The organism is Rhodopila sp., from assembly GCF_965276935.1.
In the GTDB taxonomy this organism is placed as follows: Bacteria; Pseudomonadota; Alphaproteobacteria; order Acetobacterales; family Acetobacteraceae; genus Rhodopila.
The window spans coordinates 419796-443945 of sequence record NZ_CBDIBS010000002.1; the positions used below are offsets into that span (position 1 = coordinate 419796).

Here is a 24150-nt window from a genome sequence, read left to right on the forward strand (position 1 = left end):
ACAGTCCGGGAGAAACGATCATGGGCTTCGAGGGCATTGGCGCCTCCGTTCGCCGTAAGGAAGACGTGCGCTTCCTCAGCGGCCGCGGCAATTACACCGACGACATCAACCGTCCCGGTCAGCTTCACGCGGTGATCAAGCGGTCAGACCGGCCGCACGCCGTGATCAACCAAATCGACACGGCCGCCGCCGCCGCCGCACCCGGCGTGGTGCGGGTGTTCGTCGGCGCCGACATGGCGGCGGACGGGGTCGGTGGCGTGCCCTGCGGCTGGCAGATCCACAACCAGGACGGCACGCCGATGGCCGAACCGCCGCACCCGGTGATCGCCGTCGGCAAGGTCCGCCATGTCGGCGATCCGGTCGCCGTGGTCATCGCCGACACCCGGCAGGCGGCAAGGAACGCGGCGGAACTGATCGGGATCGACTACACCGACCTGCCGGCGGTGGCCAACCTGACCGATGCGGTCGCCCCCGGCGCGCCGGAGGTGCATGATGGTGTAGCCGGCAACATCTGCTACGACTGGGTGATCGGCGACAAGGCGGTGGTCGATGGCGTCTTCGCCGGCGCCGCCCATGTCGTGAAACTCGATCTAGTCAACAACCGGCTGATCCCGAACGCGCTGGAGCCGCGCGCGGCGATCGGCGACTACGACACCTCGTCAGGCGACTTCACGCTGTACACCACCAGCCAGAATCCGCATGTCATCCGCCTGCTGATGGGCGCCTTCGTGCTGCACATCCCGGAGAACAAGCTGCGCGTGGTGGCACCCGATGTCGGCGGCGGCTTCGGCTCGAAGATCTACCACTACGCCGAGGAAGCCATCGTCACCTGGGCCGCCGGCAAGCTGCGCCGCCCGGTGAAATGGACATGCGATCGCAACGAAAGCTTCATGTCGGATGCGCATGGCCGCGACCACGTCAGCACCGCCGAGATGGCACTGGACGCGGAGGGAAAGTTCCTCGGCCTGCGCATCGCCACGCTGGCGAACATGGGCGCCTACCTGTCGACTTTCGCGCCCGCGGTGCCGACCTACCTGTATGCCACGCTGCTGTCCGGCGTCTACCAGACGCCGGTGATCTACTGCAACGTCAAGGCGGTGTTCACCAACACCGTGCCGGTGGACGCCTATCGTGGCGCCGGCCGGCCGGAGGCGACTTACCTGCTGGAACGCCTGGTCGACGTCATCGCGCACGACACCGGTATCGACAAGGTCGAGCTGCGGCGCAGGAACTTCATCCCCGCCGATGCCTTCCCCTACCAGACGCCGGTGGCGCTGCAATATGACAGCGGCGACTATCAGACGACCTTCAAGGTTGCCTTGAAGAACGCCGACTGGGACGGCTTCGCGGCCAGGCGTTCGGCGGCCGCTTCACGCGGCAAGCTGCGCGGCATCGGCATCTCCACCTACGTCGAAGCCTGCGGCATCGCGCCCTCGGCCGTCGTCGGCTCGCTCGGCGCCCGCGCCGGCCTGTATGAGGTCGCGGAAATCCGTGTCCATCCCACCGGCAGCGTCACCGTCTTTACCGGCACCCACAGCCACGGCCAAGGCCACGAAACCACCTTCGCCCAACTGGTGGTCGACCAGCTCGGCGTGCCGTTCGAGCAGATCGAGATCGTGCACGGCGACACCGCGAAGATCCCCTTCGGCATGGGCACCTACGGCAGCCGCAGCCTGCCGGTCGGCGGGTCGGCCATGGTCAAGGCGATGGACAAGGTCATCGCCAAGGGCAAGAAGATCGCCGCGCATCTGCTGGAAGCCTCGGTCGAGGACATCGAGTTCAAGGACAACACCTTCTCGGTCGCCGGCACCGACCGGTCGAAGACGCTGACGGACATCTCCCTGGCCGCCTACGTGCCGCACAACTACCCGATCGAGACGCTGGAGCCCGGCCTCGACGAAACCGCCTTCTACGATCCGAAGAACTTCACCTTCCCCGGCGGCTGCCACATCGCCGAGGTCGAGATCGACCCGGAAACCGGTGTCGTGGAGATGGTGAACTTCACTGCGGTGGACGACGTCGGTCGAGTGGTCAACCCGATGATCGTCGAGGGCCAGGTGCAGGGCGGCGTCGCGCAAGGCATCGGCCAGGCGCTGCTGGAAAGCGCCGTCTACGATCGCGGCGGCCAGCTTCTATCGGGCTCCTTTATGGACTATACGATGCCGCGAGCGAACGATATTCCCGATATGACGGTCGCCACGGAAAACACCCTGTGTACGCACAACCCCCTCGGCTCGAAAGGCTGCGGCGAGGTTGGCGCGATCGGCTCGCCGCCGGCGGTGATCAACGCCGTGGTGGATGCGCTGAAAGACTATGGCGTGCGGCATCTGGACATGCCCGCCACCGGCCACAAACTCTGGTCCATCATCCAGGCCGCTCGGCCTGGCATGCCCCCGGGCATGACCCAGGGGCTGGCGGCGGAATAGATCGACGGCAAGGAGAACATTTCGATGTATGATTTCGCGTATGAAAAGCCCGGCAGCGTGGCGGATGCGGTGAAGCTGCTGTCCGACGACATGGAAGCCAAGGCGCTCGCCGGTGGCCAGACCTTCATCCCGGTGCTGAAACAGCGGCTGAACAAGCCGACCTCCGTGGTGGACCTGTCGAAGCTCGGCCTGTCCGGCATCACCGTCAGCGGCGACAAGGTCATTATTGGCGCGATGACCACGCATGCGGCGATCGCCAGCAGCCCGGAGATCAAGGCCAGGATCCCCGGCCTGCAGTACCAGGCAGCCTTGATTGGTGATGAAGCCGTGCGCCATCGCGGCACCATGGGCGGCTCGCTTGCCAACAACGACCCGGCGGCCTGCTATCCCTCGGCCCTGCTGGCACTGGGCGGCACGATCAAGACCGATCGGCGCACCATCACGGCGGACGAGTTCTTCCAGGGGATGTTCACCACGGCGCTGGAGCCGGGAGAGATCATCACCTCGGTCGAAATGCCGATCCCCGAGAAGTCAGCCTACGAGAAGTTCCGTAACCCGGCGTCGCGTTATGCGATCGTCGGCGTGTTCGTGGCAAAATTTCCGTCGGCTGTGCGTCTGGCGATTACCGGGGCCAGCCAAGGCGGCGTGTTCCGGCACACCGCGTTCGAGACGGCCTTGTCGGCGAATTTCGCGCCGGATGCGATTGCCGGAATTACCACGCCGGCCGACGATCTGAACGGCGACATTCACGCCAGCGCCGAGTATCGCGCGCACCTGATCGGCGTGGTGGCCAAGCGCGCCGTGGCGAAGGCCACCTGAATGCCCCGGCGGCGAAGGCCGCCTGAGTGCTCGGTTGGCGAAGGCCGCCTGAATGCCCCAGGCGGCGAAGGCCGCCTGAATGCCCCAGGCGGCGAAGGCCACGTGAGTGCCTGACGTGACGAAGGTCCGGTAGCGGCAATGTCGGCCGAGGGCTCGTCTGTCGCGTCGGGCGCTTCCCGTCTACGCATGAACCAGAAGGAGCGAGCCATGGATTGGGTGACGTTCGATACCGAGGGCGGCGGCCTGCTCAAGGTCCGGGCCACGCACGTCGTGGCGATCTACAACGAGCTGGGCTCAGTCAAATTGTCCACCGTTGCTGGCGGTGTACATACCCTCGCGGCCGGCACGACAGTCGGTCAGGCAGCGATCATGGTAGGCGACGTCACTCCCGAATAATGGGCACTGTCCATGCCCTTGCTCCATCGGGAATGGTTGCAAGAAACAATTGTTTCGAATCAGCGACTGTCGCCCGACTCCATCCGGATTGGCGGACGCCGGCCATGCCTGCCCATATCACGACCAGCACTGCAAAACACCAATGGCGGCGCTCCGCCCGCCATGACCGCGGAAGCGTCGTGCGCTGCCGCCAGCGACGCGTTCATCGCGTAACGGCTGCTAGATCTGACCAGCGGCTGAAAACTTATTTGGGAGCGGCCTCTGCGCCTGATGTATTCCTGCCATGCATGTTCATATCTAGTGCATGAGCACTTACACGATTGTGGCCGTCGGTGATGGTTCTGGTTTCAACATCGGTGTGGCGGGCGCCAACGGCACGCGGCAGACCATACTGGGCTTCAAGTCGGAAGCCGAAGCCGAGGCGTGGATTGTGCAGGACAAGCGGCTGAACGATGCCACGAGCCCACTTTTTGCAGGTGGGGCCTCAATTAACCGGCGCTGGTAGGCGCTGCCACAAACCCTGCTTCAAGTTCTGTCGGCCAGACTGGATCATCCAGTCGCTCATGATCATGTCATGCCATCGCCGCTTGCGGCGCTCTTTGCCGCCGATCGACAAAATATTCGACAAGGGTTCGGCAACCCTTCCGGAGCCTGTGATGCTTGCAGCCGCAAACGGCTTGGTCTCGGCTCCATGGTATCGTCCGCCGGTAAACCTCGTCACGGACGGCAGCATTATTGAAGGGTTCAGGATGCGCGACGCGACCTCAGGCGTTGCAGCCGGATCTGACAGGCAGCGCAAGTCACGCTTTCCGACGGCGGTTCCGCCCAGCCCGAAGCCGCACCCGGTTCGGTCGCGCAAAGCGCTATCCGGCAATGCGGCGTAACCGCGTGATAGATTGTTGGACGCCCGGCGGCGTGCGCCGGTCCATCCTTTCGTAACGCTACGAACATGCGTCCGGCTTCTGTAATGATAATCGCCTCCTTTCTCTTGCTCGCGGCACCTTGCTAGAGCATTAACGGCGCATTACCAAGAGGTGGCTGATTAAACCGTCTTGGCATGGCGCTACTGGCCTGAATGGTTGCATCGTACGCCGGTGTCACGCGGCTGGGATGTCACGCGGCTGGTTTCAATACAGCGAACAGGCCCGTTCTGATGCGCCGACTGGGATAAAAGATCGCTGTGCCGTCCAAAGGTCTTTAGCCATGATCGACCTGTTTCCGCTTGTCGCCCAAGCGGGCCCAAACGCCCTGCCCTACTTCGATCCCGTCCTCCCCGATCGGGAACTGGTGCTTTATTCGGCGCGGCCTACGGTTTGGCACCCTGGCTTGCCAGTGCTGTTCGTCCACCACGGGGTTGGCCGCAATGGACAGGACTATCGGGATTATTGGCTGCCGCATGCCGATGCCAACGGCATGCTGGTGATCGCGATCGAGTTCCCGCAAGCCGGCTTTCCCGAATATCTTTGCTACAACTTCGGTAACTTGCACGCTATTGATGGCACGCCCAATCCGCGGAAGCTATGGACGTTCGGCATTGGCCCCAGACTGTTCGACACGCTGCGTGGACAAGGCGTCACCAGCACCGAGCGCTACGGCCTGTTCGGCCACTCGGCCGGCGGCCAGTACGTCCATCGTATGTTGTCGTTTGGCTACCGGGATCGGGTTGCGGTGGCGGTCAGCGCCAACGCCGGCACCTATGCGATGCCGGATATGTCGATCGATTGGCCTTGGGGCCTGGGAGCAACCGACGTCACCACGGATGACCTGCGAAGGCTGCTGGGTTTCCCGCTCACACTGATGGCCGGGACCGAGGACACCAAGACCAGCGGGCGGTTTTTCCCCAAAGGCGTAAAGTCGATGAAGCAGGGGCCGACCCGCTATGCGCGCGCCCACACCTACCTGCGCACCGCACAGGACGCAGCCGCGGCGCTCCATGTTCCGCTGCAATGGCGGGTGATCGACGTACCCGGTGTCGGCCATGACGGACGCCGCATGTCGGACGCGGCCGCACCGGTGATCATCCCGCTGCTGCGGGCGCGCGTGATGGAACCGCCGTCTGCGGTCACGCCGGACATCTGACTATCGTGTAGGCAACCAAGTTCACGGCGGACGTTGTAGCGCCATTTCTGACCGAGCATCTATTCACCGTCCTGTCGCATCCGGAGATGACGGCCGGCAACAACGCCTGGAAACGCGAACTGCGTCCCGTTGCGACCTACCGCAGGGCCGCCGGCGCGTTCGGCTCAGGTTGGGTCGCTGGCCTGTTTGCCGGCGTCCGCTCGGTTGCCGGCACAGCAACGCGCCACATATCGACGCATATCATGCGGTCCGAGAGGCGCTGCAGGGGCAGGCCGCGCTATGCTGGGTTGAGCAGTGACCTGTTAGGCCGCCTTTAATGACCGCAATGCAAGAATGGAGCTCGGCATTTCTCCATGACCCGCTTGTGTATGTCCTGACTCAGTTGCCGCATCACAGAAATAGTCAAGAACGAAGACCCGTATCGTGCTGGCGAGGTTGCCGTCAGGGCAGGCCTCGCTAATTTGACTGATAAGTTCCCTTAGGTGGATTCTCTCACGCTCACAAATTTGACTGAGCCAATGCCAAAACTCTGGTTCCAGTTTAATACCGATTTGACCCCGCGCTGTGCCGATGGGACGGAAGACAAGACGGCTACTCGCCATGACACACTCCATAGTGGACAGCCGCATAGGCGCACACAGAAGTTAATGGAAAATGAAATTCGCGCGATAATTTTCTTTATGGCACAATCGCTTGACGTTATTATCACCGCGCAATATCGCGCTTTTCCTGTCTTTCCGGTATATCACGAACAATGATAACTTCTATCCTAATTGGCGAGTTCCTGTCTTAAACCATCCTAATCCAGAACCGTTTATGTGAAATCATGCTCATTCGCGAGTGGCTGAGTAATGATACAATTGTCTGCGTGCCGTATCCGGTCAAGGACCTGCCTAATGCTTTTGGGCGGTGTCAAAGGCGTCGGTGGCGGTCTCTGTGCAGCGATGTTAACGTAATGATTAAGGATGAACGCTCGTACGGCGCGACTGACTGGGAGAGTGCAGTGCTGAGCCCGGGCACGTGCAATGATTGCGTCGGACGATGTGCTTTCAAGTCGGGCAATGGCATGCAATCTGATCCAGAAAGTTTCCTCCATCTGAAGATAAAGTCGCTGGCGGCGGGTATATGTCGGCTGGTTGGCACATATGACCGACATCATATATACCTCCAAATAACGGTAGCACTGAGAAAAAAAACGCTTTCCAGGATGCTGGCCGGGCTTAGATAAACAGAGTGCTTGACCCATGGTGACTTGCGACTGTTTCGCATAATGCACGCGACCTTTTTCCTGTGCCACCGGCATACTATGTCCCATTGGTTAATGAAAGGTTACTCGACTTTGGTCATGGCTGGACGTGCAGGCAGCCTATGGTGGGTGGAGGAATAGATGGGGTTCAGCTTGCGCCGTGATCAAGGCGTGCCGGCCGTATGGCAAAATGGAACCGCACGACCTGCCCCTCGCCGTTGTTGGCGAACATCTACCTTCATTACGTCTACGACCTGTGGACCGAACAATGCCGGCGGTGCCATGCAAGCCGGGATATGATCGTGGCGCGCTATGCTGACGACATCGGATTTGACGCATAAACTGAACGTCGCGCTCACCTAGGCTGCGGTTCGCACAACATTCATGCCCTATCGGCTGCTCAAGCTGGCCAACGTTTATGTATGATACCAACGCTCAAAAGTCTTGACGTCAATCCGGGTCTGCGTCGAGCATCGCGGAAGCGCACAAACTATCGGTATATCGTCTGGTGGGGCGGAAGGTGCTGCGGCAGCATGCGCCAGGAAACCACGCCATGCAGCCCATAGAAGATCGCGTTGAGCAGGTCTCGCATCACCTAAGAGCAATGCCGGCCAGTTTTGGCGGGTGGCGGGAGAAGCGAGGCGAGGACCTGCCATTCCACATTGGTCAAATCGCTCAGGTCGCGCAGCTGGTCGCGATTATGCGCTGCTCGCGTCTCGGAGCTCCACATGGAAGGCTCCCGGATCAAGCGGATGTTTTAGCCTCCTAAATTTGCTGGTTGATTCGGACTTCAACTACCTTTGTGCGGACGTTCCGAGACAGACACTGAGGGCGCGCTGGGGAATTCCGATACCGCATCTTACACAATGGCATGCTGCTTAACCGTATTTTACCCCGGCTAGTATACTCCAGTATAGTGTCAAGCTATACTCAGGTATAATGCAATTTTTAGTTTGGCTGTTAACCCTTTTTTTACGCTTACCCTGCATTTTCCGTTCACCCCACCTCGGGATCCACAGCTTGTCCGGCTAGAATGAGATGTTCATTCAAAGTATCGGATGGGCCAGGGATATGCATGGTGATGTGGTCGCGAAGAAATCGCATGAAATCCGAAGGTTTTGCTTGAAGCAAAGGCTGTGCACGCGTGTCAAGGTGATTTCATCTTGGCCATCGTGCTGCCCTAATGGAGAATACCGCAATGAAAGTTTGTCAAACGATCAATAGAGTCCAGAATGCCTTTGAACGTCTATCATCAACCTGAAATAGCAGCAATTCTTCGCTTCACGTCTGCTAATCAGCCGGCGCTTTGACCTAGTGACACTGCGCCTCCGACCCACAGCATCCACGCGATAAGTCATCCTCGAGGTATTCAATGTCAAGTAGTAGCTTGCCAATTATACAGTTGATCGGAAATGTACCTTCTAGCGGAAGTGCGCCGACAATAAATGCCATACTTTCAATGACAAATGACTATGCGCAACTAGTTGCGCCTACGGCAAATCTGCTCCAGATTACCGGCGCATCCGGATCCCCCGAGGATGCTGGTACTCCATCATTAGCTTCCGCAGCCCAAGTCGGCCCGGTGATAGATGGAGGCAGTATCACATCTGACATCGTTGCTCAAAATCAGGCGCTCCTGAATGCCACCGTGGCACAAGTCACCAGTGAAGCTAGTGTGCTTGCTCTTATTGCAAGTCCTTATTCGGTGGCTGGCGCCGATGGCACCGCCACTGGCTTCGCCGCACCGGCCAGCATGACCGCCGTGCCGCTTTCTAGTAGTAACACGCCCGTCGGCGCCTCCGCACAATCCGGCACCACCACCATCTTGGTTAACGACAAGAGTACGGTTCCAACCGGTCAGACCGTTTCAGATCGGACAATGGCCGCTACCAACCTGAGCGGCGTGACCGAAACTAACGCTGCGATCAATGGGTCCAGCGGCATTACTGCTGTTAACGCTGCCAGTAACCAGGCGATCCCCGTGGTCGCCCAAGCCTACACCGGGCCTGTCGCCGGCCTGCAGGACCAATACGTCAATATCACGAGCAGCAACCTGAACATTACAGTGACGACACCAAACTGGTTCCTGCATTCCGGCAACGGCGATGACGCACTCGCGGTCACCAGCGGCAACAATGTGCTGGACGGCGGCGGCGGGTCCAACTTCCTGACCGGCGGCACCGGATCCGATACATTCTTCGTGGATGGTCGCGGTGCCACGGCGGATATCTGGAGCACCGTCGTCAACTTCCACGCGGGCGATGCCTTGACGATGTTCGGCGTGACGCCGACCAGCTTCACGTTCGACTTCGAGGACGGTCAGGGCGCGGGCGGCTACACCGGCCTCACCCTGCACGCGACGGCGCCAGGCAGCCCAACATTCTCCGCGACATTCGCCGGTTTAACCAAGGCCGACCTCACCAATGGCAGGCTCTCGGAAAGCTCCGGCACCGAAGCGGATGGCAGCACCTACACCTATTTCCACGCAAACGCCTGATCCGGAGCCGTAAAGTGGAGCTGTCCAATTTCCACCGTTCCGCCGTGCTTCCTTTTTCCGACCCTAGGGAAATCTCTCCAATGGGCGAACTTGTGGCGCATCTTGTCGGCCACCATGACCGGGTTACGGCGGCGATATGGGGGGGAGGCGCCCTGCCACTTCCATTCGGCATCCCGGCAACCTCTGCGTCAGAACATACTGCCACAGGCCAATGCCGCTATAACTCTTGGGCGCTTGAGGAAGACCAAATCCGCCGATGTCTGCTACTAGGAAGTTCCAACGCGCTAGCCGATCAGGAACTCCTCCAACTGATTTTGTCACCTGTCCTACAAGGCAACACGGTCGTTCGGGTATCGCGACTATTACTTTCCAAGTTTCGAACGTTTAATCGCGTGATAAGTGCTTCCGCTAAAACGTTGATGGCACTCGATGGGCTTGGCGAAGACGGGGTGGTAGTATTAAAGGCCATTCATGCTGCGGCCGCACGCCTTCAGGAACAAGAGTTCTCAGATGCACCAATATTTGATCGCTGGGATCAGATGATCTCGTATCTGCTTGTTAGCATGGGTCATGAGAGGTCTGAGGTTTTTCGTGTGCTATTTACTGACCGCCAAAATCGGCTAATTGCCAACGAAGTTCTATGGCAGGGTAGCATTGCCCACGTTCCTGTTTACGTGCGGGACGTTGTGAAGCGCTGCCTTGAGCTGGACGCTGTGGGATTGGTGATGGCACATAACCATCCCTCTGGTTGCATGGAGCCATCCTTGGAAGATCAGGCCATGACAAGGCAAATTGTTCAGGCAGTAGCCGTTTTCGAAGTAAAGGTCTTCGATCATATCATTGTTGGAGCTGGCCAATGGATGAGTTTTAGCGAGAATAATATCCTGTAGCATTCGTCGTAAATTAGATTGGTACACATTGAACTGATACAGCAAGGAACACGAGCATGAGACACTTGAAAAAGAGTCCAAAACCTGGAATGCAGTGGTTATGGCTCTGCCTGGCGATATCAATATGCCATCAAGTCCACGCCAGCGATCAAGTACCCACAAGGGTCGAGGTGGATACACTGGTTGATTCCGATACTTTGTTTGAGGCTCCAGAACCTCTCATGGGGAAAAAGATTGGTGTGAGTGGTGGGGTCTTGTGCCTTGGACACAACCATTGTGCGCTCGTAAATCCGCTGACCCCAACGGTATTTCTCAACTTTGACGTTCGCGGCATAAGACCTGAGGATAAACTGCGTCTGACGCGGGAGTGTCGCCGGATAATTTGCCTCGAGCTTTTGGTTGGAGAGCTCACCACCAAAGGCTTCGTGGCATATAATTCGTATGCGACGAAGCTTCCCTTGCCTGTGCAGACACAACTACCTCGCTCTTTTCCGATGTGGCTTCCAAATAGGCCTGGAGTGCTGAATAATAGTCGGACTTAAGAAGCAGCTGCAAAACCCGTTGCCTGCGCCTATAGCACTGAAGGAAACGAAGCATGAGTATTTCATACTGCTACATCGGAACCTACAACACGGACAGCCTGAACCTCGGCACTTGGGGTCGGCCAATGTCCTCCACAGCGCTCCGTGCGATGCATCGCAGGGAACTCATCCGTTATCATGTGAAAAACGCAGCTATCACGGTCACTGTGCTAGTCCTCGGTTTCGCAGCAATTATGGAGGTGTGCGACCTGGCTGGCTTCCTTGGCCCCCATCCCTGGGAGTAACTGAGCTCAAGACGTCGGTGCGAACGGCCACCGCCCGCACCATCGAGGCAGGCACCGGAGCCATCAAAAAAGCCTCGACGAATATACCTTGCAGGCGTGCGCTAACTATCCGGTCAACGCCGGTTACGGGGCAACCTAAAACGATCACGCCTTAATCTCCTGACACCTGGATCGCATTTGCCCACCAGCAACAAGCTAATTACCGCATTAAGCGTGATCCACTGAATTCTCTACTTCGTGGAACTCCGCGTAGCCTCTGTGAAACTCCTTGTCCACTTCATCTTTTCCGGTCGCCGCCCCCCGGATGTTACAATAATAGGACCCCTCGCGCAGCCGATCATCACCCTGGCAACGCAGGTGCCTCTCCACATTGGCCTCCGCCTTCTTAAAATTGCCTGCGAACGCTGCCTTGGCCAAAAATTTAACCATCACGGCTAAGCTGCGCGCGCCAGGTGACAAACTGATCGTCAACAAAGCCTTTAGGCCTCCACCCACATGACAATGACCCGAATTGCTTCGGTCTCAGGCGGCGATTGACTGTTCTGCTGGCTCCAGATCTCGCACAATACAAGGCGATCACTGCACCAAAGCATCGCAATGAATCACCAGAGCGTGGGTGAGCCGGACATCACCCGTCCACAGCCGGCGGAGCGATCACCGTTGAGGTACAACTGGCATAGGATTTGCTTCTTTGTCAGGAATACGCCCCAAAAGGCTCCATATGGACCTCGTCAAACCGACCGAAATCATCACCGCCATGATCCAGTCCGGCACCGTCAAGGCTGGGCTCGGTCCGACCGACCTGATGATCCGGGGCGCGCTCTCCGGCGGCCTGCTTGGGATTGCCACCAGCCTGGCCCTCGGCGCCGCGGCGCAGACCGGGCAATTGCTTGTTGGCGCGCTGATTTTTCCGGTCGGCTTCGTCATGATCGTTCTGCTCGGTCTGGAGCTTGTCACCGGCAGCTTCGCCGTCGTGCCGATGGCGGTCATGGCCGGCAAGGTCCGCTTCGGCCGCATGTTCACCAACTGGTGCTGGGTGTTCCTCGGCAACCTGGTCGGCAGTGTTGCCTATGGCGGCCTGTTCGTGATCGCGGTCACCAATGCGGTACATGTCGCACCCGCCGGCGTGGCCGAACGGGTCCGGCAACTCGCGGAGGCCAAGACGACCGGCTATGCGGCGTTGGGCATGGCGGGAATGCTCACCGTGTTCGTCAAGGCGGTGCTCTGCAACTGGATGGTCTGCATGGGCGTGGTGATGGGACTGTGCTCCACTTCGGTCATTGGCAGGATCGCCGCCGCATGGATGCCGATCCTGGTTTTCTTCGCGCAGGGCTTCGAGCATACGGTTGTCAATATGTTCGTCATTCCAGCCGGCATGATGATGGGCGCGAAGGTCGGTCTGATCGATTGGGTCATCTGGAACCTGGTTCCGGTGACGCTCGGCAACCTGGTCGGCGGCTTCGTTTTCGTGGCGCTCGCGCTGTTCGTCACCTTCGCACCCAGACCCGCCGAACCGGTTAAGGTGGCAAGTCTCGTGCGGACCGTCGAGCCCTGACCGCATGGCGGATGGCGAAACACCGTTCAGCGTCGAGCAGCAGGAATATCTGAAAGGCTTCCTGCACGGCGTGGAGACCCGCAGGGCCGCGCTCGGCCTGCCGCTCGGAGCAGGATCGGCTGGCCAAAAGCCGTCCGCCGATCCGTCGGACCTGCAACGCGCGGTGCAGGATGCTGCCATCGCCGCCGGTGGCAAGCTGGTGCCGGAGGAAGCGGCGAAACGAACCAAGCACCCGCTCGACCGATTTGACGAGATCAGCACGCTCGCCATGGCGAACCGCTTTCCCAAGGGAACCGACGTGTTCCTGGGAAAATTCTTCGGCCTGTTCTACGTCGCCCCGGCACAAAACGCGTTCATGTGCCGGCTTCGCATACCGGGCGGCATTCTGAGAAGCGAACAGCTCCGCAGTATCGCCGCCATCGCCGACGATCTGGCCGGCGGCTATGCCGACATCACCACCCGCGCCAACCTGCAGCTTCGCGAGATCAAGGTGGATGGGCCGCCCGAGGTGCTGCTGCGGCTGACCGAGATCGGCCTGACCTCCGTCGGCTCCGGCGCCGACAACATCCGCAACATCACCGGCAGCCCCACCGCCGGCATCGACCCGCAGGAACTGATCGACACCAGGCCGCAGGCCCGCGCGCTGCACCACTTCATCCTGCATCATCGGGAACTTTACGGACTGCCGCGCAAGTTCAACATCGCCTTCGATGGCGGCGGGCGGGTCGCGGTGCTGGAGGATACCAACGACATCGCCTTCACGGCGGTGACGGTGGCGGATGGTTTCGGCGTGCCGCCGAGCGTCTATTACCGCCTGGGTCTCGGCGGCATCACCGGCCATCGGGACTTCGCCCGCGAAACCGGCGTCATCGTCGCACCGGACGCCACCACCCGGACAGCCAACGCGATCCTGCGCGTCTTCATTGCCGAGGGCACCCGCACCGACCGCACCAAGGCTCGCCTCAAATACGTGCTGGACCGGATCGGCCTGCCGACTTTCCTGCGAAAGGTCGAGGCGGAGCTGGGCGAGACCCTGACGCGGGTCGATCGCGACGCCATCGTGCCGGCGGCGCCGCAAGACCGGTTTGGCCATATCGGCGTGCATGCGCAGAAGCAGCCGGGACGTTGCTACATCGGCGTCGCGTGCCCGATCGGGCGGCTGACCAGCCAGCGGATGCGCGGCCTCGCGGCGATTGCCGATCGCCATGGGTCCGGCACGATCCGGTTGACGGTGTGGCAGAACCTGCTGATCCCGGATGTAGCCGAGGCGGACGTTCCCGCGGCGCGGGCGGCGATCGAGGCGCTAGGGCTGTCCTGGCGGGCCTCGCCACTGCGCAGCGGCGTGATCGCCTGTACCGGCAATGCGGGGTGCAAGTTCTCCGCCGGGGACACCAAGCGGCACGCGGCCGAGCTTGTCGGGTATCTCGAAGCGCGGCTCGCGGTCGATGCGCCGGTCAACATCCACCTGACCGGCTGCCACCACTCCTGCGCGCAGCACTACATCGCCGATATCGGGCTGCTCGCCGTCAAGGTGGAGCAGGGCGAGGACATGGTGGAAGGCTACGACCTTCACGTCGGCGGCGGTGCCGGACCACAAGCCGCGATTGGCCGGCTGATCCGCGCCGGCGTGGCGTTTGCCGACCTGCCGCCGATGGTGCTGGCGCTGCTGATCGCCTGGCAGCAGACCCGGCAGCCGGACGAAAGCTTCCAGGCCTGGACCGCTTCGCGCGGCGACGACGTGCTGGCGGCGATCACCCCGGATGCGCCGGCACTGGCCGCATGAACGCGATGACGCCGCCGATCCCGCCGATCCCGGAGAACGCGCCGTTCTCCGCCGCGCAACGCGCCTGGCTGAACGGGTTCCTGGCCGGGCTGTATGGCGGCACCGAGACCCCCCAGGCCACCGCCGCCAAAGCACCGGCCGAGGAATTTCCCTGGCACGACCCGGCGCTGCAACTGCCGGAGCGCCTGGAACTGGCGCAAGGCCGGCCGCTGGCACGCCGGCTGATGGCGGCGATGGCGCAACTTGATTGCGGACAATGTGGCTATCTGTGCCAAACCTATTCGGAAGCCCTGGCCGACGGCCGTGAAACCACCACCACGCTGTGCGTGCCCGGCGCCAAGCAGACGGCGCGGGTCGTCAAGCAGATGCTGGCCGAGGCCCCTGCCCCGGCCACCGCGCCAACACCGATCAAGGCTGGAGCACCCATCGGCGTTCCAGTCCGGGTGCTGTCCGCTGATCCATTGACTGGTCCGGGATCAGGCAAGGACGTGCGGCATGTCGTGATCGACCTGACCGGCTCCGGCTTGACGTATCTGCCGGGTGACTCGCTCAGCATCACGGTGCACTGCGATGCGGCGCTGATTGAGGCGACAATCGCGGGCCTGGGCGCAACCGGCCAGGAGATGGTGCCTTGCACCGACGGCCAGACCCGGTCGCTGCGCGCAGCCCTGGCCATGCTCGACATCGCTCGGCCGCTTGACCGCACCTTCGACCTGCTGGCGATGGCGGCCAGCACGACCGCCGATGCCGTCGCATTGCGCCGGCTGGTCGACGGCGAAGACGGAGCCGAACCGGACTCGCCCGATTTGTTGGATCTGCTGGAAGCGTTTCCGTCCGCCCGGCCGCCGCTGGCCGACCTGGTCCACTCGCTGCCGATGCTGCGCCCGCGGCTGTATTCCATTGCGTCCTCACCGCGGCTGCACGAAGGCCAGGTGCATCTGTGCGTCAGCCTGGTGCGTGACACGCGGCGCGGGCGGCAGCGGCATGGCGTCGGCAGCGGCTTCCTCGGCCGGCACGCCTGCGGCGCCGGGCCAATTCTCGCCAGCGTGCAGGACAGCCATTTCCGCCTGCCGCCTGATCCGGGCATTCCCGTCATCATGGTGGGACCGGGCACCGGGATCGCGCCGTTCCGCGCCTTCCTGGCGGAGCGGGAGGCTGAAGGCCTGCGCGGCCGCACCTGGCTGTTCTTCGGCGACCAGCACCGGCGAACCGATTTCCTCTATGGTCCGGAACTGCAGCGCTGGCTGGCCGACGGCACGCTGGCGCCACTCGACCTGGCGTTCTCACGCGACCAGGCGAAGAAGATCTACGTGCAGGACCGCATGATCGAGCACGCGGCGGAGCTGTGGCGCTGGCTGCGGGACGGCGCGCGGTTCTACGTCTGTGGCGATGCAACGCGGATGGCGCGCGACGTGGATGCGGCATTGCGGCGGATCGCGATCGCAGAGGGGAAACTGTCCGAGGATCAGGCGCGGGACTGGATCGTCGCGCTGGCACGGCAGGGGCGGTATCTGCGGGACATCTATTAGTCAGCCTCCTCGCCGCCACGGTCGGCACGGGCAGGCTTGGCCCTGTCGCTGGTTTTCCGCCTGAATTGCTCACTCGACTATTTCGCTCCAGGCCCTAACATCGCCGAGCAGCTTGGTGCAGGGGGATATAATGAAGCGTCGTGATGTTCTCGGATCAGCCGCCGCCATGGCCGCCTCGCTCGCCATGCCGCGGATTGCCCGGGCGGATGGGCCAAAGACGGTGAACTTCGTGCCGCACGCCGATCTGGTATCGATCGATCCGGTCTGGACCACCGCCGACATCACCCGCAACTACTCCTTGGCGGTGTTCGACACGCTGTATGGCTATGACGCGCAGTTCCAGGTGCAGCCGCAGATGGTCGAAGGCCAGCGCACCGAGGATGACGGCAAGACCTGGGAACTGACCCTGCGCGACGGCCTGGCGTTCCACGACGGGCAGAAGGTCCTGGCGCGCGACTGCGTCGCCACCATCAAGCGCTTCTGCGTGCGCAATCCGTTCGGCCAGGCTTTGATGAAGCGGGTGGACGAGGTGTCCGCCCCGTCCGACAGCGTGATCCGCTTTCGCCTCAACAAGCCCTTCCCCCTGCTGCCGAACGCCCTGGCCGAAGTCTACTGCGCCATCATGCCGGCACGACTGGCCGAGACCGACCCGATGAAGCAGATCCCGGAGGCGATCGGCAGCGGCCCCTTCCGGTATGTGGCGGCTGAGCGCATCCCCGGCTCCCGCGTCGTGTTCAGCAAAAATACCGCCTATGTGCCCCGCAAGAGCGGCACGCCCAGCTTCAACGCCGGACCGAAGATCGTGCACGTGGACCGCGTCGTCTGGAATTTCATTCCGGACCCAGGCACGGCGTCCGCCGCCCTGCAACAGGGCGAGGTGGACTGGTGGGAAAATCCGAGCCTGGACCTGCTGCCGCAGATCAAGACATACAAGGATGTCACCGCGGTGGTGAAGGACCGCACTGGCGAGATGGGATGCCTGCGTTTCAACCAGTTGTTCCCGCCTTTCGACAATGTGGCGATCCGTCGTGTCGTGCTTGACGCGATGGACCAGAAGGAAGTGATGGAGGCGGTCGCCGGCGCGGATCCATCCCTCGCCAAGACCCCGATCGGATTGTTCGTACCCGGAACCCCGATGGCGAGCACGGTCGGCTTGGATGTCACCCACGGGCCTAAGGACTACGCGAAGCTGAAGAAAGACCTGGGCGCTGCCGGCTACAACGGGGAGAAGGTCGTCGTTCTTGCCGCCACCACGATCCCGGCGATCTGGGCGATGGCGCAGGTCGGCACCGACGTGCTGACCAAGATTGGTTTCAACGTCGATCTGCAGGCGATGGACTGGGGGTCGGTGGTGCAGCGGCGCGCCAGCCGCGAGCCGCTCGACAAGGGTGGCTGGAACGTCTTTTACACGTATCTCGGGGGCTTCGGTAACATCACGCCCGCACCGAACATCGCGATCCGGGGCAACGGTTCGGCGGCCTGGTTCGGCTGGCCGACCAATGCGAAGATCGAGGAACTCTACAGCGCCTGGTTCGAGGCGCCGGATCAGGCGGCGCAGCAAAAGCTTTGCGCGGCAATGCAGACAGCGTTCTGGCAGAACCCGACCTACGTGCCGATGGGAATGTACGACCAGCCGACGGCGTTCCACAAATACATGCAGGACGTGCCGGAAGGCTGGCCGCAGTTCTATGGATTGAAAAAGGCCGTTTAACTCTGGATGGCACAAACCTGCATGGTTCCTGCCGACTCGCTGCCAGCGATCCGAGACCGCTATCTTGGCCCCAGCCTGCTGTCGCCGTTCGCCGACGACATGGCGCGGCGGCTGTCCAGGCTGAGCGTCGGGCCACTGCTGGAAACCGCCGCGGACACCGGGTTGCTGACCCAGGCGATCGCATCGTCGGTGTCGGCCGGCCTGACGATCATCGCCACCGACCCCAGCACTTCGATGGTCGATTATGCCTCCGACAAGCCTGGCACGGCTCGGGTGATCTGGCAGACGGCGGAGCCTTGCGCGCTGCCGTTCGAGGCGGGGACATTCGGGATCGTCGCCTGCCAGTTCGGCGTGATGGCGCTGACCGACCGGGTTCAAGGCTTTCGTGAGGCCAGACGGGTGATGAAGCAGGGCGCGCGGTTCGTCTTCAACGTGCCGGCAACCTTCCGGCACAATCCGGTCGCGGATTGCGTGCAGCGGGCGATGGGGACGCTGTTTCCTTCCGATACGCCACGCTATCTGTCGCATGTGTTGCATGGTTATGCCGATAACGAGGTCGTGGATGACGAACTGACCGTCGCCGGCTTTACCGACGCCATCTACACGACGGTGGATCTGCCGTATGCCGCCGCCGCCGCGCGGGATGCCGCGGTGGGCTACTGCCTGGGTACGCCGCTGCGGGCGGAGATCGACGCGCGCGCCGGCGGCGATACCGATCCGGTGGTGGCGTCCGTCACCGCGGCGCTGCGGCGGCGATTTGGTGCCGGGCCGATCGCTTCGACGATGCGCGCTCATGTCGTCTCGGCCGCCGGATGAGCCGGGTTGGCGTGATCGGCGGCGGCATCGTCGGGATCGCCAGCGCGATCGAACTGCTGCGGGACGGGCATCAGGTCAGCATCATCGATCCGGGTGAGCCGGGTGGCGAGCAGGCCGCCAGCTACGGCAATGGGACGCTGCTCAATCCCAGTTCCGTCATTCCGATGTCGTCGCCCGGGTTGTGGAAGAAGGTTCCCGGCTACCTCGCCGATCCGCTGGGACCGTTGACGATCCGCTGGTCCTATCTGCCCAGGCTGCTGCCGTGGCTGCGCCGGTTTGTCGCCGCGGGCGCGACCGAGGCGAAGGTCGCGGCGACCGCACGGGCCTTGCTTCCGCTGCTGGCGGATGCGCCGGCGCTGCATCGCAAGCTGGCGGCGGAGGCGGGTGTCGGCGCGCTGATCACGCAACAGGGCGCGCTGTTCGTGTTCCCCAACCGCGCCGCGTTCGAGGCGGAGGCGCTGTCCTGGCGGGTGCGCCGGCAGAACGGCATCCGCTGGCTGGAACTGAATGAGGACGAGTTGCGGCAGCGGGAGCCGACGCTGGACCGGCATTATCGCTTCGCCCTGCTGATCGAGGAGAATGGCCAGTGCCGTGATCCTGGCGCGTATGTCGCGGCGCTGACCCGGCATGCGATCGCACAGGGGGCGACGCTGGAGAAGACGGCGGCGACAGGCTTTCGCCTTGAGGCGGGGCGGCTGCGCGCGGTGGTGACGCGGGATGGCGAGGTGGCTTGCGACAGGGCGGTGATCTCCGCCGGCGCCTGGTCGAAGGTCCTGGCCGCGGCGGCGGGCGACCGGGTCGTGCTGGAAACCGAGCGCGGCTATCATGTGGTGATCCGCGATCCCGGTGTGGCGCCGCGCTACCCGGTGATGCCGAGCGACGGGAAGATGGCGTGCGTGATGACGCCGGAGGGGCTGCGGCTGGCGGGACAGGTGGAGCTTGCGGGACTGACGGCGGCGCCGAACTGGCAGCGGGCGGCGGTGCTGCTGAAGTTCGCGCGCAAGGTTTATCCGGGGCTTCCGGCGGACCTGCCGGCGGATCGGGTGAAATCATGGATGGGGCATCGGCCCTCGACGCCGGATGGGCTGCCGTGCCTGGGGCTGGCGTCCGGCTGCGCGGATATCGTGCATGCGTTCGGACACGGGCATGTCGGGCTGACGGCGGGGGCGATGACTGGAAAGATCGTCGCGGACCTGGTGGCGGAGCGGGCGCCGGCGTTTGATCTGGCGCCGTATTCGGTTCGGCGGTTTCGGTAGAGTGCCGGCACGCCGCGTGCGGGTTCGGCCGGCTATATGCCTTTCGCCGCGGCAGGCGTCAGAGCGACGTGATCGGCGACGGGGCGGATTGCAGCGACGGCATCGGATCACCCGACAGCAAGGCGTTCGCGCTGCTGCTGAGGGCGGCTATCTGGACGATCGCGGCCTCACGCTCGTGTGGCGGGAGGTCGGCCATTTCTGCGGAGAATTCCTCGGCTACGCCTGACAGCGCCGCCGCCCAGAATGCCCGATGCCTGTCCTCGTCCGTCATGGCTTGTGTCGCCGCCAACGGATGAGTTGCCAGGACCGGCGCCTGGGTGGGGGCAGTCAGCGCCGGCGCGGGCATGATGGCTGGCTGAATTGGTGCGAGGGTCGTGGCCGGCTCCGCCGGTGCTGGCATGTTCGCCGGCTCCGCCGACGCGGGCATGATCGGCGGGACTGGCGCGGTGTATTGTGGTGCCGGAGCCGGTTCGGCGGCCGCCGTGGGAGCCTGAGGCGCGGACAGATCGGTAGGCGCGGCTTTGCTCGCGGCATGCACGCGGGCATTCGATGCGGCGACCCGTGTCCGGGTCCGTGCCAGCTCTGCCATCACTTCCGTCTCATACTGTGCCTGCGCGTCATCGAGCGGGATGTCCGACCCTGCCGCGGCGTTCAGATTTCGATAATCCGTCGCGGCATTCCCTGTTTGGCCGCCGCCGGTGGCGGCCGAGCGGCAGCGTTCGAGGGCGCGGCGATTCTGTTCGGCGGAGCGGTTCAGCGCATTGGCGTTGCAGCGCCAGCGCAGCATCATCAAGGGCGGCGTGTCGTCGGCCATGGAGAGCGCAAGTGAGCCCAGCGCCGCCAAGCCGAAGGCGATGATCTGCGCGACGGCGATCAGCTCCATCTGGGTGTGGGCGCGGTATTCGTTCAATGTCTCCAGCGCCGCCATGCGGGCGAAGGTCAGGTCGCCGCCGGTTTCCATCAGGAACATCGGCGTCAGCAGGGTGACGATGAGGTTCAGCAGGACGTTGTGGGGGTGACAGGGCGACGGGGTGGTGGTGAGTGGTTTGGCGAGGGTGCTGGGTTCGGTCATGGCGCGTCGTTCCGGATGAGTTGAGCGGCTACTACCGGAAGTTGTCGAACAAATCAAGAAATATTTCCTATATACGCTCCAGTAATCAAGGTATCCGACAAAAGCTATGCGTCTGGGCGGCACGGTCAAACAACGCGAGGGGAAAGTCCCGCAGTCAGGTCGGCATGCACAGTATGCGTAACGCGCCTCAATGCTGCGAGAAAAGCGGCCCAGATTTTATAGGCCAAACCGCGACCCAGAACTCAGCAGTAGGTGTGTATGGACTCACTGTTGGAAAGCAAAAAGCAATAGGTCGCATTCGGCGGTTTGGGGATGCCAGCAAAAATCCGTTCCTCAAGCCACGTTAATTGTTTATCCATATCGCCCCGGTCATTTGCTGAAAATATGATAAGGGCGGTGTTAGGGGCGTCAGACGCATTAAGCCTTTTTATATCGGTTAGGATGCCGGGAAGTTCTGGTAGGCCCCTAGCAGCCATCCATTTCTTCATCTCAAATATGGCAAGGTGCTTGCTGGGATCAGTAGGGTCAAATATCACAAGATCATGTGTCCGCTCCTCTACTTTCGCATTCCAACTCGAAAGAACGGCCCGCCATAGGATAAACTGGTAAACTCGTTCATTGTTTAACCGAAGAATACCACCGCTTTCACCCCTGACGTGGCCTGACCCCATGATCAATCGATCTTCCGCTTCAAGCGCGGCACCGGCACGAATGATAAAGTCCTTAAGGAAATTGGTCGCCATTTCTACGGAGCCTCCCATTGTCACAATCAGAGTCTCGATGAATTTCGGAAAGCGCGCTTGTGAGCAGGCCACGGGCGTTAAGAGGTGGTCGGCTAAATTCGGACAGTCTGCTAAGTGGAACTTCTGCCTGAGAGCGGCGAGGATGCCGCGGATCAGGAGCGAATATGACGAAGCGAACACGCCGGACCCACGCTGCGGCCTTCAAGGCCAAGGTGGCGCTGGCCGCGATCAAGGGCGAGAAGACGCTGGCCGAGTTGGCGCAACAGTTTGAGGTGCATCCGAACCAGATCACTGCCTGGAAGGGACACCTGCTGGAGGCAGCCTCGGGCCTGTTTGGTTCGGGCGGCGGAGCATCCGAACCGGCACCTGTCATCGACGTCAAGACACTCCACGCCAAGATCGGAGAGCTGACGCTGGAGAACGATTTTTTGTCCGGTGCGCTCAGCAAGGCCGGCCTGCGGAGCGCAAAGCGATGATTGACCGGACGCACGAGTTGCCGCTGGGGCGGCAGGCGGCGTTGCTGCGATTGAGCCGCAGCAGCCTGTACTACGACCCGCAGCCGGTGCCCGAGGGCGAGCTTGTCATCATGCGGCGGATTGATGCGCTGCACCTGGACTACCCGTTCGCGGGCAGCCGGATGCTGCGCGATCTGCTACGCGGGGAGGGGGTGATCATTGGCCGCGAGATGGTGCGGACGATGATGCGCCGAATGTGTATTGAGGCGATCTACCGTCGGCCGAACACGTCAAAGCCGTGTCCAGGACACAAGATTTACCCATATCTTTTGCGCGGCCTGCCGGTTGACCGGCCCAACCAGGTGTGGTCGATGGACATCACCTACATTCCGATGGCGAAAGGCTTTGTCTATCTGGCGGCGGTGGTTGACTGGTTTAGCCGGCGGGTTCTGGCGTGGCGGGTGTCGGTCACCATGGAGGTTGATTTCTGCCTCGAGACCGTCGAGGAAGCGCTGGCGCGGCAGGGAAAACCGGACATTTTCAACACCGATCAAGGCAGCCAGTTCACCAGTGCCGCGTTCACCGGGCTGCTGCTGGAGAACGGGATCGCCATCAGCATGGACGGTCGTGGTGCGTGGCGAGACAACGTATTTGTCGAGCGGCTGTGGCGGTCGGTGAAGTACGAGGAGGTCTATCTGCGGGCCTATGAAACCGTCGCCGAAGCGCGGCGCCTGATCGGGGTATATCTGGATTTCTTCAACTGCAAACGACCGCACTCGAGCCTTGACGCCCGGACGCCGGACCAAGCCTACTTCACCCACCTGCCGCCACACGTGGCAGCCGCATGAATTTTGCCGCTGCTGTCGGGTCGCCTCTCCGATCAGGCTACGCCCTCCCTGCGAGGCGACCTGACAGCAGTACCTTACGTAACCAACAGGCAGGAGATCCACTTAACGGAGGCGAAATGCTGTAGCGACGAAGCCGACCATCTCTTTATTTGGTCAGTGAATTTGGGCTATAGTTCAGGATTCCGCTCCCGAAAAGATTTTAATCTCCTCCACATTCCTGATAGTCCCCAATCCGTCTACGGTAACGTCGTTAAGCACATTGGCGCTGATGGGAAAGCACCACACCACTATTGAAGCTCCAGAACGGGTGCTTTGGCAAGGTCGCAGGTGCAACTGCATCCAGCAAACATCCGACGGAAGGCTCCGCGCGCCGAGAGCAGAGATCAGGCCACACGAAGAGCTAAAACGGTGGCATGCCACAATTCGGAGGCTAAAGTGACCAATAAACTCTCTACCCGTTCGAGTTCCTTTTACGTCGCGATGTGGATTAGCAAAATTCTGCTCGCGTGGGTTGCGTTAGGTGCCGCTCCGGCGCTCGCAGCGTGCGACCTGCCAGTGGCAACATTTGCGTTGCGCAGTTCATCAATGGAGCCGAGTCTTGTGCTAGGTGATGTGGCGTTTGCAACGTGCTTTCGACATGCGCTTCCGGATTCCGTGGTAGCGCCACCTGTTACGCTTGAGGCATTGTATCCTCGCCTTCAGCGAGGAGATGTCGTTGTGTTGCGTTATCCGCATAAGCCGGATGTCCTATATGTTTCCCGATTGATAGGATTGCCCGGAGAGCACGTCCAGCTGCGTGCAGGCGAGCTGTTTATAAATGGACAGCGCTGCACCCGTCAGCTCGACGGCGACTATTCGGCGGATGACGAAGGCAGCCACATTGTGCTTCGGCGTTATCAGGAAAAACTGCCGAATGGCATTACGCACGATATTCTAAAGGAGCGAGACGACGGCTTCGTTAACAACACGCCGGAATTTGTTGTTCCACAGAACCATGTTTTCGTGATGGGCGACAATCGCGACTATAGTGCTGATAGTCGCTTCATGGACGGTATCGGATTCGTCCCGATAAAAAATCTGTTGGGAATACTTTACGAGAAGAATACGAAATAGTCTTCTGACTGCCTGCGCCCCGGGGACGAAGAAACAGGCATTGTGTTGAACCAAGGACCATTGGCGGCACTCAACATTAACTTGGCGACT

At 61.6% G+C, this 24150-nt stretch carries 19 protein-coding genes; 15 read left to right on the forward strand and 4 right to left on the reverse strand.

Annotated elements, in window-relative coordinates; genetic code table 11:
* Window positions 1-20 precede the first annotated feature (20 nt).
* From ACQY4S_RS04945 to ACQY4S_RS04960, 4 genes are all read left to right on the forward strand, one after another.
* Window positions 21-2426 (forward strand): xanthine dehydrogenase family protein molybdopterin-binding subunit, encoded by a 2406-nt coding sequence (locus ACQY4S_RS04945; protein WP_428484078.1) that lies wholly within the window; start codon window positions 21-23, stop codon window positions 2424-2426.
* Window positions 2427-2450: 24 nt separating this feature from the next.
* On the forward strand, window positions 2451-3245 hold the full coding sequence (locus ACQY4S_RS04950) for an FAD binding domain-containing protein (RefSeq protein WP_428484079.1): 795 nt from the start codon (window positions 2451-2453) through the stop codon (window positions 3243-3245).
* Window positions 3246-3452: 207 nt separating this feature from the next.
* Window positions 3453-3641 carry a hypothetical protein gene (locus ACQY4S_RS04955; RefSeq protein ID WP_428484080.1) on the forward strand — a complete coding sequence of 63 codons (189 nt, stop codon included), beginning with the start codon at window positions 3453-3455 and terminating at the stop codon, window positions 3639-3641.
* Window positions 3642-3945: 304 nt separating this feature from the next.
* Complete coding sequence (locus tag ACQY4S_RS04960; protein ID WP_428484081.1) at window positions 3946-4146, forward strand: hypothetical protein; 201 nt, start codon at window positions 3946-3948, stop codon at window positions 4144-4146.
* Here the strand turns inward: ACQY4S_RS04960 and ACQY4S_RS04965 are convergent.
* A complete protein-coding gene (locus ACQY4S_RS04965) occupies window positions 4126-4440 on the reverse strand; it encodes a hypothetical protein (RefSeq protein ID WP_428484082.1) in 315 nt (104 codons plus the stop codon). The genes ACQY4S_RS04960 and ACQY4S_RS04965 overlap by 21 nt on opposite strands.
* 404 nt (window positions 4441-4844) lie before the next feature.
* Here ACQY4S_RS04965 and ACQY4S_RS04970 point away from each other — a divergent pair, with 404 nt between their 5' ends.
* Window positions 4845-5720 (forward strand): alpha/beta hydrolase, encoded by an 876-nt coding sequence (locus tag ACQY4S_RS04970; protein WP_428484083.1) that lies wholly within the window; start codon window positions 4845-4847, stop codon window positions 5718-5720.
* 302 nt (window positions 5721-6022) lie between these two features.
* On the opposite strand, the gene ACQY4S_RS04975 is transcribed toward ACQY4S_RS04970, so the two are convergent.
* Window positions 6023-6349 carry a ribbon-helix-helix domain-containing protein gene (locus ACQY4S_RS04975; protein WP_428484084.1) on the reverse strand — a complete coding sequence of 109 codons (327 nt, stop codon included), beginning with the start codon at window positions 6347-6349 and terminating at the stop codon, window positions 6023-6025.
* A gap of 2076 nt (window positions 6350-8425) precedes the next feature.
* Here ACQY4S_RS04975 and ACQY4S_RS04980 point away from each other — a divergent pair.
* From ACQY4S_RS04980 to ACQY4S_RS05015, 8 genes are all read left to right on the forward strand, one after another.
* Complete coding sequence (locus ACQY4S_RS04980) at window positions 8426-9463, forward strand: hypothetical protein (RefSeq protein WP_428484085.1); 1038 nt, start codon at window positions 8426-8428, stop codon at window positions 9461-9463.
* Between the two features lie 14 nt (window positions 9464-9477).
* A complete protein-coding gene (radC, locus tag ACQY4S_RS04985) occupies window positions 9478-10353 on the forward strand; it encodes a RadC family protein (protein WP_428484086.1) in 876 nt (291 codons plus the stop codon).
* A 1547-nt stretch (window positions 10354-11900) separates the two neighbouring features.
* Complete coding sequence (locus ACQY4S_RS04990) at window positions 11901-12734, forward strand: formate/nitrite transporter family protein (protein ID WP_428484087.1); 834 nt, start codon at window positions 11901-11903, stop codon at window positions 12732-12734.
* A gap of 4 nt (window positions 12735-12738) precedes the next feature.
* Window positions 12739-14517: a NirA family protein gene (locus ACQY4S_RS04995; RefSeq protein WP_428484088.1), complete on the forward strand. Its 1779-nt coding sequence runs from the start codon at window positions 12739-12741 to the stop codon at window positions 14515-14517.
* Window positions 14514-16046, forward strand: coding sequence for a sulfite reductase subunit alpha (locus tag ACQY4S_RS05000; protein WP_428484089.1), 1533 nt, complete (start codon window positions 14514-14516; stop codon window positions 16044-16046). Before ACQY4S_RS04995 ends, ACQY4S_RS05000 begins: the two co-directional genes overlap by 4 nt.
* Window positions 16047-16176: 130 nt before the next feature.
* The gene (locus ACQY4S_RS05005) at window positions 16177-17757 is read left to right on the forward strand and encodes an ABC transporter substrate-binding protein (protein WP_428484090.1); all 1581 of its coding nucleotides are present in this window, start codon (window positions 16177-16179) and stop codon (window positions 17755-17757) included.
* 21 nt (window positions 17758-17778) lie between these two features.
* Window positions 17779-18573: a class I SAM-dependent methyltransferase gene (locus tag ACQY4S_RS05010; RefSeq protein WP_428484091.1), complete on the forward strand. Its 795-nt coding sequence runs from the start codon at window positions 17779-17781 to the stop codon at window positions 18571-18573.
* Window positions 18570-19829 carry an NAD(P)/FAD-dependent oxidoreductase gene (locus ACQY4S_RS05015; protein WP_428484092.1) on the forward strand — a complete coding sequence of 420 codons (1260 nt, stop codon included), beginning with the start codon at window positions 18570-18572 and terminating at the stop codon, window positions 19827-19829. The genes ACQY4S_RS05010 and ACQY4S_RS05015 overlap by 4 nt, the downstream gene beginning before the upstream one ends.
* A gap of 58 nt (window positions 19830-19887) precedes the next feature.
* Here the strand turns inward: ACQY4S_RS05015 and ACQY4S_RS05020 are convergent, their stop codons facing one another.
* Complete coding sequence (locus ACQY4S_RS05020; protein ID WP_428484093.1) at window positions 19888-20901, reverse strand: hypothetical protein; 1014 nt, start codon at window positions 20899-20901, stop codon at window positions 19888-19890.
* Between the two features lie 242 nt (window positions 20902-21143).
* Window positions 21144-21644, reverse strand: a complete 501-nt coding sequence (locus ACQY4S_RS05025) for a hypothetical protein (protein ID WP_428484094.1) — start codon at window positions 21642-21644, stop codon at window positions 21144-21146.
* A gap of 164 nt (window positions 21645-21808) precedes the next feature.
* Here ACQY4S_RS05025 and ACQY4S_RS05030 point away from each other — a divergent pair.
* A protein-coding gene (locus tag ACQY4S_RS05030; protein WP_428483442.1) for an IS3 family transposase occupies window positions 21809-22947 on the forward strand; the annotation gives its coding sequence in 2 pieces (ribosomal slippage) (window positions 21809-22067 and window positions 22067-22947; 1140 coding nt in all).
* A 435-nt stretch (window positions 22948-23382) separates the two neighbouring features.
* Entirely contained in the window at window positions 23383-24060 is a 678-nt protein-coding gene (gene lepB, locus ACQY4S_RS05035; RefSeq protein ID WP_428484095.1) for a signal peptidase I, read from the forward strand.
* Window positions 24061-24150 lie beyond the last annotated feature (90 nt).

Bases quoted from the DNA above. Each gene is read 5' to 3' on its own strand.
- ACQY4S_RS05025 (WP_428484094.1), bottom strand. From the start codon at position 21,644: ATGGCGACCAATTTCCTTAAGGACTTTATCATTCGTGCCGGTGCCGCG.
- ACQY4S_RS05020 (WP_428484093.1), bottom strand. From the start codon at position 20,901: ATGACCGAACCCAGCACCCTCGCCAAACCACTCACCACCACCCCGTCG.
- ACQY4S_RS04975 (WP_428484084.1), bottom strand. From the start codon at position 6,349: ATGCGGCTGTCCACTATGGAGTGTGTCATGGCGAGTAGCCGTCTTGTC.
- ACQY4S_RS04945 (WP_428484078.1), top strand. From the start codon at position 21: ATGGGCTTCGAGGGCATTGGCGCCTCCGTTCGCCGTAAGGAAGACGTG.
- ACQY4S_RS05005 (WP_428484090.1), top strand. From the start codon at position 16,177: ATGAAGCGTCGTGATGTTCTCGGATCAGCCGCCGCCATGGCCGCCTCG.
- ACQY4S_RS04995 (WP_428484088.1), top strand. From the start codon at position 12,739: ATGGCGGATGGCGAAACACCGTTCAGCGTCGAGCAGCAGGAATATCTG.
- ACQY4S_RS04990 (WP_428484087.1), top strand. From the start codon at position 11,901: ATGGACCTCGTCAAACCGACCGAAATCATCACCGCCATGATCCAGTCC.
- ACQY4S_RS04960 (WP_428484081.1), top strand. From the start codon at position 3,946: ATGAGCACTTACACGATTGTGGCCGTCGGTGATGGTTCTGGTTTCAAC.
- ACQY4S_RS05015 (WP_428484092.1), top strand. From the start codon at position 18,570: ATGAGCCGGGTTGGCGTGATCGGCGGCGGCATCGTCGGGATCGCCAGC.
- ACQY4S_RS05000 (WP_428484089.1), top strand. From the start codon at position 14,514: ATGAACGCGATGACGCCGCCGATCCCGCCGATCCCGGAGAACGCGCCG.
- ACQY4S_RS04980 (WP_428484085.1), top strand. From the start codon at position 8,426: ATGACAAATGACTATGCGCAACTAGTTGCGCCTACGGCAAATCTGCTC.
- ACQY4S_RS04950 (WP_428484079.1), top strand. From the start codon at position 2,451: ATGTATGATTTCGCGTATGAAAAGCCCGGCAGCGTGGCGGATGCGGTG.
- ACQY4S_RS04970 (WP_428484083.1), top strand. From the start codon at position 4,845: ATGATCGACCTGTTTCCGCTTGTCGCCCAAGCGGGCCCAAACGCCCTG.
- ACQY4S_RS04955 (WP_428484080.1), top strand. From the start codon at position 3,453: ATGGATTGGGTGACGTTCGATACCGAGGGCGGCGGCCTGCTCAAGGTC.
- ACQY4S_RS05010 (WP_428484091.1), top strand. From the start codon at position 17,779: ATGGTTCCTGCCGACTCGCTGCCAGCGATCCGAGACCGCTATCTTGGC.